Annotated in this window: 20 protein-coding genes; 3 read left to right on the forward strand and 17 right to left on the reverse strand. The window is 41.8% G+C overall.

Annotation, left to right across the window (positions count from 1 at the left end):
- Positions 1-193: 193 nt before the first annotated feature.
- The 4 genes from lpdA to pdhA form a co-directional block, all read right to left on the reverse strand.
- Entirely contained in the window at positions 194-1,615 is a 1,422-nt protein-coding gene (gene lpdA, locus AC3WJJ_RS03110) for a dihydrolipoyl dehydrogenase (protein WP_422661036.1), read from the reverse strand.
- 3 nt (positions 1,616-1,618) lie between these two features.
- On the reverse strand, positions 1,619-2,938 hold the full coding sequence (locus AC3WJJ_RS03115; RefSeq protein WP_492537925.1) for a dihydrolipoamide acetyltransferase family protein: 1,320 nt from the start codon (positions 2,936-2,938) through the stop codon (positions 1,619-1,621).
- Positions 2,939-2,984: 46 nt separating this feature from the next.
- Positions 2,985-3,962 (reverse strand): alpha-ketoacid dehydrogenase subunit beta, encoded by a 978-nt coding sequence (locus tag AC3WJJ_RS03120; RefSeq protein WP_492537927.1) that lies wholly within the window; start codon positions 3,960-3,962, stop codon positions 2,985-2,987.
- A gap of 161 nt (positions 3,963-4,123) precedes the next feature.
- A complete protein-coding gene (gene pdhA, locus AC3WJJ_RS03125) occupies positions 4,124-5,191 on the reverse strand; it encodes a pyruvate dehydrogenase (acetyl-transferring) E1 component subunit alpha (protein ID WP_492539567.1) in 1,068 nt (355 codons plus the stop codon).
- 254 nt (positions 5,192-5,445) lie between these two features.
- Between pdhA and AC3WJJ_RS03130 the strand changes: the two genes are divergently transcribed.
- Positions 5,446-6,177, forward strand: a complete 732-nt coding sequence (locus tag AC3WJJ_RS03130) for an alpha/beta hydrolase (protein WP_492537929.1) — start codon at positions 5,446-5,448, stop codon at positions 6,175-6,177.
- Between the two features lie 149 nt (positions 6,178-6,326).
- Here AC3WJJ_RS03130 and AC3WJJ_RS03135 read toward each other — a convergent pair whose 3' ends face one another.
- Together AC3WJJ_RS03135 and AC3WJJ_RS03140 are read right to left on the reverse strand one after the other, a co-directional pair.
- Positions 6,327-6,791 carry a low molecular weight protein-tyrosine-phosphatase gene (locus AC3WJJ_RS03135; RefSeq protein ID WP_422661032.1) on the reverse strand — a complete coding sequence of 155 codons (465 nt, stop codon included), beginning with the start codon at positions 6,789-6,791 and terminating at the stop codon, positions 6,327-6,329.
- 47 nt (positions 6,792-6,838) lie between these two features.
- Positions 6,839-7,483 (reverse strand): trimeric intracellular cation channel family protein, encoded by a 645-nt coding sequence (locus tag AC3WJJ_RS03140; RefSeq protein WP_492537932.1) that lies wholly within the window; start codon positions 7,481-7,483, stop codon positions 6,839-6,841.
- A 133-nt stretch (positions 7,484-7,616) separates the two neighbouring features.
- Here AC3WJJ_RS03140 and AC3WJJ_RS03145 point away from each other — a divergent pair, with 133 nt between their 5' ends.
- On the forward strand, positions 7,617-8,261 hold the full coding sequence (locus AC3WJJ_RS03145) for a thiamine diphosphokinase (protein ID WP_492537933.1): 645 nt from the start codon (positions 7,617-7,619) through the stop codon (positions 8,259-8,261).
- Between the two features lie 259 nt (positions 8,262-8,520).
- Entirely contained in the window at positions 8,521-9,039 is a 519-nt protein-coding gene (locus AC3WJJ_RS03150) for a C40 family peptidase (RefSeq protein ID WP_422661030.1), read from the forward strand.
- Between the two features lie 115 nt (positions 9,040-9,154).
- Here AC3WJJ_RS03150 and AC3WJJ_RS03155 read toward each other — a convergent pair whose 3' ends face one another.
- The 11 genes from AC3WJJ_RS03155 to AC3WJJ_RS03205 form a co-directional block, all read right to left on the reverse strand.
- The gene (locus AC3WJJ_RS03155; protein ID WP_492537936.1) at positions 9,155-9,847 is read right to left on the reverse strand and encodes a response regulator transcription factor; all 693 of its coding nucleotides are present in this window, start codon (positions 9,845-9,847) and stop codon (positions 9,155-9,157) included.
- Positions 9,848-9,985: 138 nt separating this feature from the next.
- Complete coding sequence (locus AC3WJJ_RS03160) at positions 9,986-11,044, reverse strand: ThiF family adenylyltransferase (RefSeq protein ID WP_492537938.1); 1,059 nt, start codon at positions 11,042-11,044, stop codon at positions 9,986-9,988.
- Between the two features lie 57 nt (positions 11,045-11,101).
- On the reverse strand, positions 11,102-12,652 hold the full coding sequence (locus AC3WJJ_RS03165; RefSeq protein ID WP_492537940.1) for an ABC-F family ATP-binding cassette domain-containing protein: 1,551 nt from the start codon (positions 12,650-12,652) through the stop codon (positions 11,102-11,104).
- A gap of 109 nt (positions 12,653-12,761) precedes the next feature.
- Positions 12,762-13,751 carry a hypothetical protein gene (locus tag AC3WJJ_RS03170; protein WP_492537942.1) on the reverse strand — a complete coding sequence of 330 codons (990 nt, stop codon included), beginning with the start codon at positions 13,749-13,751 and terminating at the stop codon, positions 12,762-12,764.
- The gene (locus AC3WJJ_RS03175; RefSeq protein WP_422661025.1) at positions 13,738-14,292 is read right to left on the reverse strand and encodes a hypothetical protein; all 555 of its coding nucleotides are present in this window, start codon (positions 14,290-14,292) and stop codon (positions 13,738-13,740) included. Before AC3WJJ_RS03175 ends, AC3WJJ_RS03170 begins: the two co-directional genes overlap by 14 nt.
- Positions 14,293-14,296: 4 nt before the next feature.
- Positions 14,297-14,698, reverse strand: coding sequence for a hypothetical protein (locus tag AC3WJJ_RS03180; RefSeq protein ID WP_492537944.1), 402 nt, complete (start codon positions 14,696-14,698; stop codon positions 14,297-14,299).
- 22 nt (positions 14,699-14,720) lie between these two features.
- On the reverse strand, positions 14,721-15,179 hold the full coding sequence (locus AC3WJJ_RS03185; protein ID WP_492537946.1) for an ABC transporter permease: 459 nt from the start codon (positions 15,177-15,179) through the stop codon (positions 14,721-14,723).
- A 45-nt stretch (positions 15,180-15,224) separates the two neighbouring features.
- Positions 15,225-17,294, reverse strand: a complete 2,070-nt coding sequence (locus tag AC3WJJ_RS03190; protein ID WP_492537948.1) for a hypothetical protein — start codon at positions 17,292-17,294, stop codon at positions 15,225-15,227.
- On the reverse strand, positions 17,291-19,186 hold the full coding sequence (locus tag AC3WJJ_RS03195) for a pilus assembly protein CpaF (protein ID WP_492537950.1): 1,896 nt from the start codon (positions 19,184-19,186) through the stop codon (positions 17,291-17,293). The genes AC3WJJ_RS03190 and AC3WJJ_RS03195 overlap by 4 nt, the downstream gene beginning before the upstream one ends.
- Complete coding sequence (locus AC3WJJ_RS03200) at positions 19,187-20,023, reverse strand: CpaE/TadZ family protein (protein ID WP_492537952.1); 837 nt, start codon at positions 20,021-20,023, stop codon at positions 19,187-19,189.
- On the reverse strand, positions 20,020-20,727 hold the full coding sequence (locus AC3WJJ_RS03205) for a hypothetical protein (protein ID WP_492537954.1): 708 nt from the start codon (positions 20,725-20,727) through the stop codon (positions 20,020-20,022). Before AC3WJJ_RS03205 ends, AC3WJJ_RS03200 begins: the two co-directional genes overlap by 4 nt.
- Positions 20,728-20,746: the final 19 nt, after the last annotated feature.

The raw sequence follows: 20,746 nt of genomic DNA on the forward strand, positions 1-20,746 counted from the left end.
GTAAAACCCACCTTTATTATTTCTAGTTATCAACTAATAGTGTACCACACCCGTATTCACGAAGCATGATTAAAAAAGCGATCATTTTCTTACCGAAAACACAACGAAAAGAGACTGCTCAACACCGGTCTTATTAGACCAGCATGAACAGTCTCTTGAAATAACCGATATCGGTCATTATCGTAAATTGTTATTATTTACGAGGTGCCATCACATGGATTGGATGACCGAGAACAAGCTCAGCACCTTCAGCCACGATTTCACCAAGTGTTGGGTGAGCATGGATTGTAAGAGCGATATCTTCCAATGTTGCTCCCATTTCGATCGCAAGACCGATTTCGGCAATCAGGTTGGAAGCTTCGATACCAGCAATGTGTGCACCAAGTACAAGACCTGTTTCTTCGTCAGCTACGATCTTCACGAAACCATCAGGGCTGTTCAGTGACAATGCACGGCCGTTACCAGCGAATGGGAACTTAGCTGATTTCGCTTTGTAACCTTGTTCTTTCGCTTGAGCTTCGGTCATACCCACACTCGAGCACTCAGGATCTGTAAATGCAACAGCAGGTACTACTTTGTAATCTACAACAGATGGAAGTCCGGAGATTGCTTCAGCAGCAACTTTACCTTCGTAAGATGCTTTGTGTGCCAGAGCAGGACCTGGAACGATATCACCAATCGCAAAGATATGCGGGTGGTTCGTACGTCCTTGGTGGTCAACTTTGATTAGACCGCGATCAGTCATCTCAACGTTGATCAGATCAAGACCAAGCTCGCCATCTGTGTTAGGACGACGTCCAACAGTTACAAGCAAGTAATCCGCAGTGATTTCTTTAGCTTCGCCATTCACGGAATATTTAACAGTTACGTCTTTATCCGTTTGTTCTGCACTTTCAGCTTTTGCATTCGTCACGATTTCAACACCGGACTTCTGCATGTTCTTAGCTACAAGTTTTGTCATGTCAGGATCGAAACCATTCAAGATGGAATCCATACCTTCAATGATAGTTACTTGAGTACCGAATTTGGAGAACATTTGGCCAAGCTCAGCGCCGATGTAGCCGCCACCGATTACAACAAGGCTCTTAGGAAGCTCTTGCAGTTCCAAAGCTTCTGTGGAGGACAGAATACGTCCGCCAAACGGGAAAGCTTTGAGTTCGATCGGGCGGGAACCTGTCGCGATGATACAGTTCTTGAAACGGTAACGTGGGGATTCATGCTCATTGAAGACACGAGCTTCGTTCTCATTAATGAACATGCATTCACCGTTGAAAATCTCAACTTTGTTGCCTTTCAAAAGTGCACCAACGCCGCCAGTCAATTTTTTAACTACACCGTTCTTGAACTCTTGGGTTTTTGCAAAGTCAACAGATACTTCGCCAACTTTAACACCAAAAGCTTCAGCGTGCTTAGCAGACTCAAAGGAGTGAGCAGCAGAGATTAGAGCCTTGGAAGGAATACAACCACGGTTCAAACATACGCCACCAACTTCAGATTTATCTACAATCAGAACTTTCTGACCTAGCTGTGCAGCACGAATGGCTGCCACATATCCACCAGGACCTGCACCAATGACTAACGTGTCGATATCAAGAGAAGCGTCTCCTACTACCATATGTTACACCTCCATAACAAGCAGCTCAGGGTTAACGAGCAGCTGTTTAATGTAATTCATAAAGTTTTGAGCTGTTGCTCCGTCAATAATACGGTGGTCAAAGCTTAGGGACAGTGCCATTACTGGAGCTGCCACGATTTCACCGTTTTTAACAACCGCTTTTTCGGAAATACGGCCTGTACCCAAGATTGCAACTTCAGGGAAGTTGATGATTGGAGTAAAGAACATACCGCCAGCAGAACCGATGTTTGTGATCGAGATCGTGCTGCCTCTCATTTCGTTCGCGCTCAGTTTACCATCGCGTCCACGTCCTGCGAGATCACGAATGCTGTCAGCGATCATCCAGATGCTCTTACGATCAGCATCTTTGATAACTGGAACGATCAGACCGTTGTCTGTATCTGTTGCAATACCGATATTGTAGTATTTTTTGTAGACAATTTCGTTATTCTCTTCATCGATCATAGCGTTCAAAGCAGGGAATTGACGGCAAGCCGCAACGAGTGCTTTAACGATGAATGGAAGATAAGTAACTTTTGTTCCTTTTTTCTCAGCGATAGGCTTCATGCGAGTACGGAATGCAACCAACTCGGTAACATCCACTTCGTCCATGATTGTAACGTGAGGTGCTGTGTATGCCGATTTAACCATTGCATTGGAGATCGCTTTACGAATACCTTTGAAAGGTACGCGCTCTTCTTCTGCACGAGTATCAACCGCTGCGGAAGTTGCTGCAGGTGCTGCTTCTTTAGACTCAGTAGTTCCTTGAGCTTCAGGTGCTGCTGCTTGACCTCCACCGTTCTTGAATGCTTCCACATCTTCACGAGTAACCTTACCGTTATTACCACTACCTTGTACTTGTGCAATGTCTACGCCTTGCTCACGAGCAAATTTGCGTACACTTGGAGTTGCAAGTACATCTTTGTTAGGTGCTGCAGGAGCAGAACCATTTGCTTCGCCGTCTTTAGCATCCGCAGGAGCGTTTGCTGCAGGGGAAGATTGTGTATCCGCACTACCTTTAGCTGCGTCAGCTTCTTGAGCAGATTGCTCTTCAGCGTGACCTTCCTGTTCAGGGATGTCGCCTTCTGCATCGATGATCGCAACCACTTCACCTACGCGGCATACTTGACCATCTTTGGCAAAAACTTCTTGAACCGTACCGTTAACGGGACAAGGAACTTCCACGACTGCCTTGTCGTTTTGTACTTCCATGATGATGTCGTCGTCTGTTACTTTGTCGCCCGGTTTGATATGCATTTTGATGATTTCACCTTCATGCAAACCTTCACCCAGCTCTGGAAAACGATATTCAAATTTTGCCAACTGTAAAACCTCCCTAGAAATGTACTGCAATTAGATGTACAGCTATTTAAAATTCCATTACTTTATTAACTGCTGCTACGATGCGAGCAGGAGTTGGCAACCAAGCGTCCTCAATTTGTGCATATGCATAAATCGTATCCGGTGCAGATACACGAAGCACAGGTGCTTCCAAGTGAAGAATCGCTTTTTCGTTAATTTGTGCAATAACTTCTGCAGCAACACCTGAAGATTTTTGAGCCTCTTGAACAACGATCGCACGGTTAGTTTTCTTAACAGACTCAACAATTGTATCGATATCGATCGGTGAGATCGTACGCAAATCGATGACTTCTGCTTTAATACCGTTCTTCTCAAGCTCATCAGCTGCTTTAGTTGCCGTATGAACCATCAGGCCATAAGCGATGATAGTCACGTCAGAACCTTCACGAACAACGTTAGCTTTACCAAGTTCTACAGTGTACTCACCTTCCGGTACTTCCGCACGGAAAGCATGGTACAAGTTCAAATGTTCCATAAAGAATACTGGATCATTATCACGAATTGCAGAGATCAGCAAACCTTTAGCATCGTAAGGGTTAGATGGAACTACCACTTTAATACCCGGACTTTGTGCAATTAAACCTTCCAGGGAATCCGTGTGCAACTCAGCCGCTTTTACGCCACCACCAAAAGGTGTACGGAATACGATTGGAGAGTTGTACTTGCCGCCAGAACGGTAACGCATACGAGCAGCTTGAACAACGATTTGGTCAAGTGCTTCAAAAATAAATCCAACAAATTGAATTTCAGCGATTGGACGGAACCCTTGGATACCAAGACCAACAGCCATACCACCGATTGCAGATTCAGCTAGCGGTGTATCGAATACACGCTCTTCACCGAATTCTTTTTGCAGGCCTTCAGTTACCCGGAAGACACCGCCGACATTACCTACGTCTTCACCAAAGATGAGGACGTTTGGATCACGGTTCAATTCAACGCGCATTGCGTCACGAATCGCTTCTTTCATGTTCATTTGTGCCATTGCTTCATTTCCTCCTTAGACATTACAGATCACATATGCTTGGCTGTTATACCGTATCATTAATCGAAAGCAACCCTTATTCATACTAGATCCACTGTGAAGAAGGAACTTCCCGGAAGGAAAGCCCGTCGCTCTTCACCGCGGCAAAAAGGAACCGATTTTTATTGGAAATCGGCTTTTTGCTCTTCAAGATGTTTAGGTGTTTGCTCGAACATACTGTCAATCAGACCAGGAATAGTCATTTTTTCAGTTTGCTCAGCTTTCTTAATTTGCTCGTTGACTTTAGCTTTCGCTTCGTCTTTAATGCGAGCAGTATCTTCTTCTGTCCATAGTCCTTTTTTCTCAAGATATTTCGCAAGACGAGCAATTGGATCTTTCTCGTTCCATTGACCCTCTTCTTCTTTAGAACGATACTTTGTAGCATCATCGGACAAGGAGTGTGGACGGAAACGATAAGTTACAGCTTCGATCAATGTTGCACCTTCTCCGTTACGTCCGCGTTCAGCAGCATCTTGAACTGCTTTGATAACAGCAAGAACGTCCATACCGTCTACTTTCACACCTTTAATACCCGCTGCTACTGCTTTGTGGGCGATGGAAAGAGCCGCTGTTTGTTTCGAGAATGGAGTTGTGATCGCATACCCGTTGTTTTGTACAAAGAAGATAACTGGAAGCTTGTATACACCTGCATAGTTCAGACCTTCGTAGAAGTCACCTTCTGACGAACCGCCATCACCAGTGTAAGTGATAACAACTTGCTTTTGTTTCTTAAGTTTATAAGCCATAGCAATACCCATCGCATGCAGAATTTGAGCACCGATGATGATTTGCGGCATCAATACATTTACACCGTCAGGAATTTGACCACCGTGTTGATGTCCACGGGAGTACAAGAATGCTTGATATAGCGGAAGGCCGTGCCAAACAATTTGTGGCATGTCACGGTAACCCGGACATACAAAGTCTTCTTTTTCTAAAGCAAATTCACTACCAACCATCGTTGCTTCTTGACCCGATACTGGAGCATAAAAACCGAGACGTCCTTGACGGCCGAGATTAACGGCACGATCGTCCCAGGTACGTGTAAATACCATGCGATACATAATTTCTTTCAATTGATCATCAGTTAACTTCGGCATAAGATCTTTGTTAATGATTTCGCCGTCCGGGGAAAGTACGGATAGTGTATCGACTTCCTCGGTATATACTTCGTAAGGAACCTTGGTCATTTTCTTCACCTCAATAAATATTTGAATATCAAGTTCCGCTGTTATAGAATTATTATACACCTGTTTTACTCCAAACGTCAAAGAAATACCTCATTAAATTTCATATTTTTTTGTTTTTGTATGTATAACAGGTTTAAGCAATTTGTATAACAGTGTGACAAACATAACAGCACAGCAGTATCTTTAGGACAACAGATTAATCTTAACTTATTGTTAGAAGCTTTTCAAAACTACCCATCGAAAGGTGACGAATGATGACAGATGCCCGCTTGTTAAAACGAACCATAGTTAAAGAGGAAATACTTAGCAGCCACCTAAAGGAGAATCGAACTCTTCGGATCTATCTCCCTCCTGGTTATAACGAAATTCTTAGTTATCCTGTGGTGTACTGCCAGGACGGAGAAGAGTTTTTCAACTTCGGACGAATTGCTACTTGGGCTAACCAACTTATATTAGAAGAAGGGATTGAACCTTTCATCATTGTTGGCGTTGAAGTAGATACCAAAGTCCGCACAGAAGAGTATGCTCCATTTGGAAATCGATTCGATGCTTATCTGGCATGCTTCGCCGAAGAAATTATTCCCTACATCGAGCAGAAATATCCCGTACGCAGAGATCCATCAGAAAGAGTACTAGCTGGAGATTCCCTAGGTGGTAGTGTCTCGGTTCATCTAGCTCTACGTTATCCTGAGTTATTCACAAGAATCATCTGCATGTCCGGTGCGTTCTACGACCAATCCCAACATATCATCGCGCTGGAGACAGACTTGTCCTGGCTTAACATCTTCATGATTGTTGGCTTGCAGGAGGACAGCTATACGACGGATACGGGTGTTTATAATTTCGTAGAACTTAATCGCTCTGCCAAAAAACTGTTTGAAGAACGCGGCGCCACAGTTCATTACGAAGAAAAAGACGGACGCCATCTATGGGGATTTTGGCAAAAGGAACTTCCAGCAGCTCTTATGTACTTCTTCCAGTCTTAATGAATCACTTGCAAAAAAAGATGAACAAGCGCGCATTTTTTATGGAATGTGCTTTGTTCATCTTTTTTATATCACCCGTCAATTTCTGCACGCGCTTACATTGTGTCGAAAAAGAAAAGCGGCACTTGTGATCCGCTTGTCAGTGCCCATTATAACTTTTCTTTTACGATCCTGTCCAGCAGTACATCACAACCTGTATCAATCAGTCGATAAACCTCTTCAAAGTTACCTGTAAAATACGGATCTGGCACCTCGCGCAATTTCTCGTTTGGAAGAAGGTCCATAAGCTTTACGATCTCTGCCTCTTCCCCACCAGGGACTTTACGAAGATTGGAAGCATTTGAGTCATCCATAGCTACGATATAATCAAAATGAGAAAAATCGCGACTCTCCACCTGTCTAGCTCTCATTCCTTCGTAACTTATACGGAAGTCATCGAGAAGTTTACGTGTTCCTTCATGCGGTGTTTTCCCAATATGCCAATCTCCTGTACCGGCAGAATCTACTGATATCTTATCACTTAAACCTCTTTGTGATATTTTGGATCTCATCACAGCTTCAGCCATGGGAGAGCGACATATATTACCGAGACATACAAATAGAACGGATATCATCTGCAATCATTCCTTTCCTACAAGCAATATGATACGAAAAACAAAACTTATAAAGGCAGGTTCTTTTCTACGTTAATTGAGGCACTGCTTTCTCCAAGTGAACGTCTTGGTAAACGCCACTTATAATGAACCGAAAGCATTCTGAACACAACAACAATTACAAATAACCCTAACAGCTTCCAAGTCGAATTGCTAATTCCGAGCCCAATAACCGCACCAGCTGCCATTGCCCACACGGCATAGATCTCATCACGAAGCACCAAAGGCTTACGCCCAGCTAATAAATCCCGAATGACCCCGCCTCCAATACCAGTTAAGGCTGCTGCAACAATTACTGCAATGAGTGGGTGATTCATTTGTGAAGCATAAATACCACCCTGCACTGCAAAAGCCGACAAGCCAATCGCATCAAAAAAGGCCTCCGTTCTTTTCCAATGTTTAATCCATCCAATAGGAAGAACAAATGCGACAAACACAGAGATGATAGCGAGTAATATTAAATCTCCCTGCCCCCATAATGTTGTAACCGGAACACCTATTAGAACATTCCGAACGACGCCTCCACCAAAGGCAGTAACAAGACCCAACACCAGTATACCCAGGATATCATACTCTTCTTCCATGGCAACGAAAGCTCCGGACATGGCAAAGGCTACCGTACCTATAATGCTTAACAATTCAAACACGTGCATGTCCAAAATGTCTTTCCCCCGCTTCGCATCATTTGATACCCTCATTTTATCCGTGTGTAACGAAATTGTGCAAGCACAAAAACTGATCTATACTGATATAAAATGACAAGCTTTACATGTGGGAGGAATTAATGTGGCGAATAAACGCGCTTTAATCTTTACTGGCGGGAATTTATCCTTGCAAATATTAGATATAATTCAAGAGAATGATTATATTATAGGTGCAGATCGCGGAGCTCTCTTTTTAATAGAAAACGGAATTTCGCCTCATATATCTGTAGGTGATTTTGACTCTATCTCTGCGGAACAACTAGAATTGGTCACTTCCAAGAGCAAGGAAACCGTAAAATGTGATCCAATCGACAAAAACTTAACCGACACTGAACTCGCCTTCGACGTCGCAATTGAGCGTGATGCTTCTGAAATTCTTATACTTGGTGGAACTGGTACACGAATAGATCACACACTAGCTAACATACATATGTTGCTCCGAGGGGTTCAGCACCATGTTCATTGTTCGATTCTGGACGAACATAATTTCATTACACTAACGGGATCAACTTGCGAAGTTGAAGACCAAGGATTTACTTACGTTTCTCTCCTCCCCCTCACACCTGAGGTAACGGGTATCGATCTGGAAGGCTTTCAATACCCACTTCATCAAGCAACACTGAAGATTGGACAGTCCTTAGGGATCAGTAACCGCCTCTCTGGTCGTCGGGGAACTGTATCGGTAGAAGGTGGATTACTACTCATCATTCAGAGTAAAGATCAATGATTGTTACTTTTTTGTTATTTTCATCTATAAGTTAATAACAACAAAAAACCCTTGTTTATCAAGGGTTTTTTGTTGTTATTAAAACAAGACCAGATCAATTTGTTACTCTTTTGTAACTTTTAATGGTTTTTTAATAATACGCTTTCAGTCCTTGACCACCATAGGTTTCATTGCTTTTACCATAATTTAGGAAGTATATGAATCTGTTATACTCGGTTCAAGCGAGAGACAAAAACAAAATTCTTGGAGGTCATACATCATGAATAAACAGACTTTGATTAAGAAAGCCGCAATTATCAGCATCAGTGCAGCAATGGGACTTGGAACACTATTAGCAGTATCCCCTGCATCACAGGCAGACGCTGCAACTTCCAGCTCCAGTTCATATGCAACAACCAAAGGTCAACAAGTTGTAAACTTCGGTAAAAAATACATGGGAACACCATATAAATTCGGAGCTTCCACAAGCACAACAAAAGTATTTGACTGCTCCTCTTTCATGAAACATATCTTTAAAAAGTATGGTGTAAACTTACCCCGTACTGCTGCACAACAATCCAAAGTAGGCGTAGCTGTTTCCAAAGCTAACCTCAAACCAGGCGACATGGTGTTCTTCTCAAGCGGTAGCCGTGCTAACGGTAAAAATGTAACTCACGTAGCGGTTTATGCAGGAAACGGTAAAATCCTTCACACTTATGGCAAACCTGGGGTAACGATTTCCAACCTAAATTCTGGCACTTGGAAAAAAACTTATCTGAAAGCACGTCGTGTACTTTAGTATATAACTTAATTCCAAGCTGACTCCTGTAATAACAGGAGTCAGCTTGTTTTATTGTTACAGTGAGCCACGCGCTCAGCGAATACTTTTATAATATAAAAAATACTCTTGTTCATTATGTTGGATCAGATGTTTTAAGCATATACCCTGCACCACGAACTGTCCGAATCATTTTCCACTTCCTACCCTTATCAATCTTTTCACGCAAATGCAAAATGTATACATCTACTACATTTGTACCTGTATGGAAGTCATAATCCCACACATGGCTCAATATTTCTTCCCTAGAACATACTTGATTGGCCCTTTTGGATAAATATAATAGAAGATCATATTCACGCTGAGTCAGTTCGATGGGTTGATCTTCTCTAAAAACTTGCCTACTTAGAGGTTCTATCCTTAAATCCCGAAGCTCTATTTTCTGATTTTTCCGTTCTTTTCCATAGTTAAATAAGAATAGAAGATTATTAACCCTTGCTAACAATTCACGTTCATCTATCTGTTCAGAAATGTAGTCGTTTGCCCCTGCCTCTAGAGCTGCTGCTGCTTCGACAGATCCATCATGACCCAAAACCATTACTGGTATCCTGTGTTCGCTCTTGTGTATTCTGCGTACAAAATCAAAATCATGCATCCCAGATAAATTACTATCCACAATAATCATTACAAAGTTCACTTGCTGGAAAAGTATAATCGCCTGAGATAGATGATCCGCAGAATGGACAGCGTAGCCAGACGATTCGAGTATACTTCGTAATCGACTTACCGCAACAGTTTCCGAAATTGCTAATAGGACTGGTTCTTCCAAAGGGCCCCCCTCTTTCACTTCTAGGGTAAGCGACACCATATTCTTGATCGCCTGAATATCACTAACCTTTAGATTGCCTCAAATGTAAAACATCCATTCCTCAATAGAGAAATGGATGTGCTACAGCAACATGATTTATTAACCTAGATAACGGTAATACAGATTTTTGGCTTCTATCAGATCCGAGGTCCCATGAACCAATGCGCGCCCGTCTGCAAAGAATACCAAACGATAACGACTCATTTCAAAGATAACCATATGCGGATTCTGCGAGATCTTTCCTTCAAGAAGACCTTTTAAACGGTCAGCTAGCATGAGAAGATCTAGTTTTATTTTTCGCGCAGGTCTGATTTGAACTGTATCTCTACCACATAATACTTCACTCTTGGTCTGGTTACTTGTTGTCAAATATGGATATATCGGATCTACTCCACATGATGGGCAATCAACCTTTCTAGCAGAATCAAGTTTCATCTCGATAGATTCATTTCGCCACAAATCAAAAGAGATCAGTTTCATTCGAAGCATATTCGTATTTCCTGACAGAAGCTTCATTGCTTCTAATGTCTGATACGCTGCTACCACCTGCACTGCCTGAGGGAGTATTCCCGCTGTGTCACATGTATCACCACCTAAAGGAACCGTTCCAAGCAAACAGTTAAGACATGGAGTTCGACCAGGAATAAAGGTGTACGACATACCGGTGCTACCCACACAGCCTCCATAAATCCAAGGAATATTTAGCTTTTGTGAAATATCGTTAATCATAAGCCGCGTATCAAAATTATCTGTTGCATCCATGATCAGATCACAGGATTTAGCGAGATCAGCTAGTTCCTCTGCTCTGACATCCATAATATGTGATTCGATCTGCACTTCTGAATTAATGGATTGTAATCGCATACGTGCCGCTTCCGCTTTAGGGAGTCGGTCTTCTGCATCCTGTTCCGTAAATAATTGCTGACGCTGAAGGTTACTCCACTCCACATAATCTCGATCTGCAATCGTAATTTTACCAACACCAGCTCGGACTAATGTTTCAGCTACCGCACTCCCAAGCGCACCCGCCCCTACAATAAGTACATGACGATCCATAATGGCTTCTTGACCACTTGCACCAAAGGGTGCAAAACGTTCCTGACGTGAATAACGACTTTCCTGATACTCTTTCAAAATCCCGATCACTCCTCTCCTCATTCGATCAATCAACGATTTGAAAAAAACCACTCCAATTGGAGTGGCTTTCATACCTATCTAGGATTGCTGAGACCAATCCTCCACATTCCAGATCTTCGTCACCCAGTCTTCGTAAAAGTCAGGTTCATGAGAAACCAGCAACACAGTGCCTTTATACTCTTTCAATGCTCTCTTAAGCTCTTCTTTGGCAATAACGTCTAAGTGATTGGTCGGCTCGTCAAACAGAACCCAGTTACTCTCACGCATAAGGAGTTTGCAAAGTCGAACTTTAGCTTGCTCACCACCACTTAAAGCTTTCAATGGCCGAGTGATATGTTCGTTCTTCAGACCACAACGTGCCAAATGTGCACGCACCTCATGTTGATTGAGATGCGAGTATTCATTCCATACATCATCGATAGGCGTCAAATTTCCTGCTCGAACCTCCTGCTCGAAATATGCGGGGAACAAATAGTCACCTTGATACGTTTTCCCACTGAATGGGGCCAATTTACCTAGAATTGTCTTTAGAAGGGTCGACTTACCCACACCATTGCAGCCAACAATTGCAATCTTCTCACCACGTTCAATGGTAATATTCATCTTAGGTAATAGCGGATAGTCATAACCGATTTCAAAGTCCATACCTTCAAAGACAGTCTTACCACTTGCACGCGCTTCTTTAAAATTAAAGACTGGCTTAGCTGCTTCTTCTGGTCGATCAATGCGTTCCATACGATCCAGTTGTTTCTCACGGCTCTTTGCTCGGCTTGAGGTAGAATAGCGGGCTTTATTCCGCTGAATAAAATCCTCTTGCTTTTTGATAAATTCCTGCTGTTTCTCATAGGCTTCGATATGCTGATTCTTATTCAAATCCGCCATTTCAAGAAACTTCTCATAATTCGCCGTATAACGCGTTAATTTAGCAAATTCCAGATGATAAATAACGTCAACCACCTGATTCATAAACTCTGTATCATGTGATATAAGCATAAATGCATACGGATACTGCTTCAAATACTGCGTGAGCCAATCAATATGTTCAACGTCCAAATAGTTCGTTGGCTCGTCCAATAGAAGTACTGTCGGCTTTTCAAGAAGCAGCTTCGCTAGTAGAACCTTGGTGCGCTGACCTCCGCTTAAAGAAGCTACGTCACGATCGAGACCAATAACAGATAGACCAAGTCCATTTGCCATTTCGTCAACTTTCACATCAATTAAATAAAAGTCGCCGATCTCAAGCTGTTCTTGTATATCACCCATTTGTTCAAGCAAAATTTCAAGTTCTTCCGGAGTAGCATCAGACATCTTCTCCGTAATCTTTATCATCTCTTCTTCCTGTTGTAACAGCGGAAGAAATGCATCCTTCAGAACATCCCGAATAGTCTTTCCTGGTGTCAACTTCGTATGTTGATCTAAATAACCATACCGAACCTTTGGTGTCCACTCTACTTTCCCACTATCTTTTAAGAGCTGGCCTGTAAGGATATTCATTAATGTTGATTTACCAACACCGTTTGCGCCAACCAGACCTACATGTTCACCTGCAAGAAGACGAAAGGATACATCTTTGAACAACGTCCGGTCTCCAAAATTATGGGATACATTCTCTACAGTCAATAAACTCATATTTACGGTAACTCCTGTCTATATAAATAAACTCAATTCATGTTAAAAAAAGCATCACAGTCAAGAGTTCATTGTATCACAGACATCATATAAGTCGAAACCTTAATTATTAACCAGCATCATAATAACAACTCTTCTCCCTATAACCGAAAGCAGCTGCTTCTTTTCGAGTGCCAAAAACTTCACGAACTTCATAAGGAAAAGGACATGTATTACGGTAAACGTATTTATTGCCTGTACCTGCTTCAACACCACCATAATAAACAGGCGTCTTTACTAGCCTACCCCCACCATAGGAGTAGTTATTGTAATAACGATCACCCATGGGGATTCCCTGTACAAAAGCCATCAGACCAATATCATTAATGGTGTTAACCCATTCTTCTTGATCGATGGTAGGCAAGGAGAACTGATAAGAAATACCATTTCTTAAAGCTAGCGTATTATGACGTTTTATGTAATAAGCCAAGTCATTCTGTACGGTATTGACGATAGTTATTCGTCTAATCTCTTCAAACGTCTCTGATTGATCCAGAAGAGGTACGCCTGTTCTCCCGACAAGTTCACCCTGTAAACCCGAATTCCAAGTCTTAGTGGAGCTATTATATACTTCGACCCGCTTATCGAGTGTAAAGTGAATACTGTTCCCATCTCCGTCCGAATAGGCATAAGGAATTTTAGGACTCCAAGTATGATGGTAATTCATTTCATCACTGGGACCTAAATATGATTGCATGGAATATATGTAATAACCATCATAATCAATAACAACAAATGCAGGAATGTACCACCAAAGTGCTGATTGTGCTTGTTGATCTTCCTGGATCCCCATATTGATATACAATGATTTCGAAAATGTAGCTAACGCTCTATCCTTGTCAGCACGAAACCGCTTGGAGGATTCATACCCCGCTTCCTCTGACTGCATCTCATTCACATTCAGCATTTCTCCCCCATCTTGAACAGCCGTCCGTAATCCTGCAGAATACTTCATTTCGACAAAAGTAGTATCGGTCATATTCTGTGCATGCATGTTGATTAGCATGAAGAATGGAAAGAAAATCGCTGTAAATACAATAGCTAAGTCAGTAATCTTCATTCAAAACCATCCCTCCATACGGGAATACGATAGCAGACTTTTCTCCAGAATTTGATCCAGTAAGCGCATCAAACAACAGTAATGATGGCGTTTTATTCAGGCTTTTTACCCTCACTTGGAGGAAATCCCCTGCTGTTAGTTTATAAACTCTGCCTTGATAATCTTCTGGTGGTGAGGATTCTGGGAACAGATGGTTGAGTATTTCACGCTCGAAGTAAGCATCGTACACGACAGAATAGCTATCCTGAAAAGTACCGTTATCTGCAGGATCACTATAATCAGGTTCATATTTCTTATGCTGATGCTCCATTTCCACTTCATACAGATTACCTGTGACATCCAGCTCACGCATAAAATCCTGATACATCTGAGGTGTTATATATCCTTTCATACGGACGCTATCCACGAACTTCGTCACAGATTGATATACGACAATTCTGGATAAATCATCCTGCCTTCTTGCACTTTCACCCGCTGGCACCATATATAAAAGTAGGACCGACAGAAATGCCGCAAACCATTTGGAAACCGAATTTGCCATTTCTTTACCTCACTTTAAATTGCTGAATCCGGACGATTCTACCATCGGTTGTATAGGTATAGCGTGCTTCGTATGTTGCATCAACATCAATGACAGAAATGTCCGATATCTCGGGGTTTACCCCTGGAGAGAACACAACGTCATCGACAGACATTTCATATTCCCCCTTCTCAACTTGTCGAAGCATAAACAATACCTCGCTGCCTTGGTAGGTAAATGTATCCTTCATAACACTACCACTCATCTCAATTGTTGTTATGGCCGAGTTCTGCTCTTGTGCCATTTTGTTAGCTGCTTCTAGCCCTGCATCAATTTCAGATTGCATGTGAAAGGAGAACCAGCTGGCTCCCATGAACAAAGCTATGGCTGCTGACCATTCGATCATTGTTATCGTTTGCTCTCGCATATGAATAGCCTCTCACTTATATTTACTGAATAAATATAATTCCTCTAATCACATTTGAATCATCCTTTACAATTGAAGCTTTAAATTTTCCACTAGGATTGACATACTCGGTGCTTTTCTCATTTAATGTCTGAGTGATACTGCCTTGGCGGGAATCCGGATGCTCCACAGAACCATTTGAATCCAACACATTTCCATACCATTGCCCCGCAGGGTTTTTTCCTGTCTTAATAAAAATGCCGAATTGATCCTTATCTTTATATTTCCGGAGTGCATTGGTTACTTGAGATCCACTAATCGTCGTACTATCATATACCGTAAAAGCGGCTTGAGAGAGCTCTGTCTGGATATCCGAAAAATTGTTCTGCGCCGTCTTGGTTGCTTCCTGTGCAGAAATAAATAAAATAACAACGATCGTAATCAAAGCAATGGTTAAAAAAATACCTGCGGCTACCTTTAGAGCTGAAGATGCATTATTCATATACCTTATCCTCCTTGTCCCACTCTGGAGACGATTTAGTGTTAATTACAGTCTTTGAATTTGTTCATAATAAGCATTCATTTGCGTAAAACTCATGCCGATCAATGGAATGACAAGATACATAAAGATGAGTGCATACATCGGAGCAAATCCGATCATGCGTCCCCATGCTGCTTTGGTCTCAACCATACGTTCATACTCTTGCTTTCGCTGATCAAATATAAATGCCATTTCCCCTTCCAGATCGTCAAAAACATCTTTAATCGGAACTTTATCAACGGCTAGCAACAACTTGTCCACCAAACGTTGAAAATCCGGAAACCAAATATCTTCCTTAAGTTCTTGTAGTGCTAAGTCTGCGCCATGCTCATAATGTAATAGACTCTTCTGAATCGGAACCTTGAATAGCATCGAAAAACGATTCATCCATTCTAAAATAACCTCGACAGATATACGCTCTACCCCTCTCAGAATGGAGATGACCGTTTGAAATTGATACACCTCATGTTTCATTTCCAAACTTCTGACCTTCCGGTGAAATAGGAGTGTCCAAAGTGGAAAATAGTATGCTCCAATCGTCAAAAATACAGCTAAGATGACTTCCCACCATTTCAAATATTCGTTGTTATAGCGCTGAAGCTTGTATAGCACCCGCTCCGCATTCGCCAATAGTTGCTCCTGAGTCATTTTTCCATCGCCGACGATCTTCACCGTCTCTTTGACCTGATCTATTGTAACTTCCGGTGAATGATTCAAATTGTCCATTGCCTCACGATCCGTTTCAGCCCGGTTATGTGCTTCTTTCTCCTCAATCGCACTCATTTTGCCGAACAGTGATATTTGTGAAACTGGTGCATAAAGGAGTTGATGTCTAGCGTTGTAATGTAGAAATAAGCAGGCTGACAGTACGGTTAGCAGTACAATCAGTGATATTACAAGCCTTCGAATGTAAAACCATTCCATACGTAATCGAGTGTTACTCTCCTTAAGTAATCTGATTCGTGATTCATACTTTGGAGTCCCAGGCATTGGAGCCATAAATTTCACTAGCACTGTTGTGATTTTTAACCTAAAGAGCTTTGCCTCCCATGGCAGCTTATCAAAACCTGCACGATAATCGGATTCATTATTTTGTTGTAACTTCTGTAAGAGTGTGTACGAAATAATGATGACAACATAGATTGATATTTTAGTGATATAGCCTAATTTACTCATATAGAATTCATCCATCGACGGAAAGCTTCCACGCGCCCAGTTTTCTATCGGCTTCGTAAAAAAAACAGGCGCTAATGCAATAATGTTTAGTCCCTTTAACAAGTAATCCAGTTTATCCCTACGTAATATTTCTAGTTGAATTTCCTTCGTTAAGCCACTTAAACCTTGAAGAAATATTGAGCTTTTCTTCTTCGCATGATCACCGAACTCCATGACTAGATGTGATATACCCGCAAAGGCTTTCAAATATCGATTAGGCGCGGTTTCATAATAACGCTCTAACTGTTCTTCTGGGTCTTGAGAGATCAAAGCGTTGTAAATACGATGGGCATGAATCGAAATTTCATGACCAGCCGTCTCTGCACCTTCATAGATCGCTTCTTCCACCATGCCATGCTGTTGATAGTGATGCCTCACACTGGAGAATAACTCGATGGATTGAAGCAAGAGTTTCTTCTCTAATCTGTTCATGAAAATATCGATGATTAGATCATGAATCACAATAGCGGCAAGCAAAGCGATTAATATAAATCCCACACCTGGGCTTATCCAGATTAACAGAATAGCTGTTAAGCCAGCAGCAGTAGCTACAGCACATACAATTTTCGTTGTTTCATATCGTAGAGATATTTCATCATACGGATGAATTATAGAAAGCTTCTTACTGATTTGTCTTACATATCGTGACAACACGGGTACTTTTAAAGTATAGATATAAAGAAATTGAAACCATTGTCTATGCTTATCTCTCATGAGCCCTGTAATCGGAGTATTATGCTGGTCCACAGCATCTTCGAAATGACCATTCTTCTTTCGAATAATAATCATCGCTCCATAAAGCCCAACGAATATCATTAAAGATACGAAGAGTATGTATATAAGTATGTCTTTTGTAGTCACGCCGACCCTCCCCATCCCTTCGCGATAAAGGTCCTGAAAGCATTAATATCCTGTGGTTGCATCTGCTCTTCCATCTCTCTTATACTTCTCGTCGTTATAGGTTCTGCAGCTACATATCGTCCATCTATATACTCAACAATGTTTCGTGAAATATAGGAAGATGGTCTGTTCTGTCTTCGAAAATGCTCCGTACTCAGCTCCATATATTGATTGACCATATCAATGGTTCTACCCTGCTCGTCAGGTGGAAGCCATTCCGGAAAGGGTTCACGATCACAGGGAACACATTCTGTAATTCTATCAATGTATCGATTACCGAATGAGTCTCGCTTCAAATGAACATCGAAGTTAATGACGCTCACTACTTGTTGTTCAGCGATGTCTTCTTTTCGAAACATTCCGCTCTTTAACAATGAATTTCGAAGAGATTGGACTAAATCATTAAATGTCTTCGCATGATGGGTGAAGACCGTAAATAGACTCGCAACTTGAGACATCTGGATCATCCAAGAGGCAACTTCATCACTTGCAACTTCACCTAGGATATTAACTGTCCCGTCTGTCTTTTTCTGTAAATCCAATCCGTCTTGACCACGGATATGGTCTGTTTCACGGAAACTTAATATATTTCGCCTGCTATATATTTTTCTTAAATGAAGCTCGAATGCCATCTCCTGAACACGTAGCGTATAAGAAGCATAGATATGTCTGATCATAGCCATGAGTAAAGTCGTCTTCCCTGATCCCTGCGCTCCCGTAATCGCTGTAATTCGGCTTCCCTTCATCAAATATTTCAGAAGTTCAATTGGAATTTCGGCACCTTTACCGGTTATAAGCTGCTCCAGACTGGTACTATTGACATCAAACTTTCGAACAAAAAAGGCCCACGACTCAGCGAATGGCGGGCGCACAACAACAACCCGTGACCCATCCTTCATTTCATTTACCTTATAACCGCTTGCTTCTGACAATTGCCCTGGGTGATTGTATTTATAGATGTTCTGGCATACTCGCTTTAACTCTCTTACATTTCCGAATGTTAAAAAGCCCATATGAATCGAAATGCCTCTGTAAAAAACCCACACACTTTCGCATTCAGAAAGCGAAGTTTCTACATTTATATTTCTTTCTAATAAGGGTTTTATGGGAAAATGCTGTGTGGTGGAATGACCAAGTGTCCCACTGACCCCACCACTAACTCCATCAATCCGTTGATCGCGAATCTCATCAATTACAGAAAACCCTTTATACTGTTGATAAATTCTTTGAACTACAATATCGAGTTTCTCTTGAAAGGTTAACGTACGAATTTCATTACCATATATATAGGCAATGTCTTCTACCGTAATGGCATAAACGCTATCTTCTCCGTATCCAGGGATAACCCGTGGCTTAGACAATTGATACCTCTCAAATAATTCAGCTAATGCGTGATCTTGAAACTGCTGCTTGTACAAATGTAAGATAATCTCAAACTGATCCTGAGGTGTTAAAGCCTCATGCTGCTCGAATGGAATGGAGATGTTAATATTCGTCTCATTTAACTTCAAGCTTTTAACTAACAATTCTTTCAAAAACTGTTTCACATATTGTTTATCGAGCACATCTCCTGACACACACCCCTTCAGTGCACGTCGTAATTCGCTTCGCTTGCTCAGGCGCCTACGGTATTCCTCTTCATGTAATCCAAGATCTGATAACTGGCTGTGAGTCATTTGATGAAGTGTTTCTTTTACAAAATCAGTCATTGCCTGTAGTGAATATTGCTCTGGTCCATGTTCCGGATGAAATGATTTTTTTCTCACACTCAACCACCGAACATAGAGAAATATAGAAATCAAGAGCACAATTAAAGCGATCCATAGCGAATTCAAGAGTGAATTCGAGAACATCTAAGCACCCCTCTCCGTGTATCCAGTAGAAGGAAGCCCGAGTCGTTCTACTGAAGCTAGCGCGGTATGCCTAAGCGCGTAATAAAGCGGAGTCTCTCTTTTTCGCTCTCCACCACCTCTCCCTCTTTGAATACAACTCTGAACCGAACGCATATTCCATGCATCTGTTAACTGTGAGCAATAAGGAATTCCTTCTACCATTCCTTTTATACCGAATCGTCTTTTCAGATTTTGAATTGTACAGTGACTGGATGTGTCATAACGTCCGATTACAAAACCTATTTCTTTACCTTGTAAGCAGTCAAATATTGCTCCATGCTCCAAAATCTTTTCCAGAGACCTTAAGTTTTGATTCACTCCAATAAGAATTAAATCCGCTGCCATTAATATTTCTCTATCCATAACATCGGGCTGACCATTTCCAGCATCGGCTACAATGACATCATATCCTCGTATCGCTGTTTCAATGATTTGGCTCATCAGCCCTTCATGTTTGACGCTAGATTCAGAATTGCTTTCCTTACTGCCCTCAAGAAAGTCCATTCGATCTGGCAGAATAGAAGCTGTATAATCTCGAAAAATCTCAGGCAACAACCTACCGCTTGTAGCTAATCGTTTGACTGCACTCATTCCATGATCTTGAAATGTCACCAATGTGTTATCTAAGGAATGCTTTCTGAGCGAAAAAGCTTGTTCTACACGTTCCCCACTACCTCCGCCATGCAATAATAACGTCTTCAATCTAAACTCTAACGCCAAAATTATCGGTAATGTAGCTCCAAGAGCTGTTATACCACTCCCACTTGGCAGAGGGCTCCATAATGCAATCGTCTTCATGCCCATCTCCTCTCAGCATGTCGGAATGAACGTCTTATCTGACGATTCTCCATGTCGCTTAGTCTTTTTACTAGCTCTATGAGTGCTTTTTTGTATCGCTTGGACAGTGGTTTAATTCGAAGTCTTCCAGCGTGCTCATTCTCAATCTTGAGTGCAAATGAAATTTCGTCCCATGGAATTCTAACAGGTTCATCCATCCACTGGATCTGGGCGCAGCCCAAATAACTTTCGATATAGTCATCGTTCGTAAAATCCTCTATGACATTCAAATACACTCGATGGAAGGCTCGTCTATCTTGATTCTTCTTTCGAGTAGACAGTTCTTCGAGCCAGCTAGCCGCTTTCATCAGTCCTGCTACCTCAAAGCTACTCACCCAAACTTTCGCATCTGCCTGATCCCAATCATCTTCACTTAGAAACCATTCTTTCTCTGTATCAACCAGGAAATAGTCATATTCGAATTCTCCAGTTTCCTTGAGGTATTGCACCACTTCGTGGTAATGCTCGAAACCTGTTGCTACGTCAAATCCTGCAAATTCTGTTATTGACATCAGTGGATCTAATCTACCAATACAATGCGTATACTTTCTTGCAAGAGCTGCATCAATTAGGAGCACTCTCTTCCCCGCATGTGTTAAAATTTTGCACAGATACATGAGTAAATCGCTCTTATCACAAATGCCTGCAAATATCCAAGTTTGCATAAATGGTCTACTCCCATCC

The organism is Paenibacillus sp. FW507-14B1B (genome assembly GCF_058781425.1).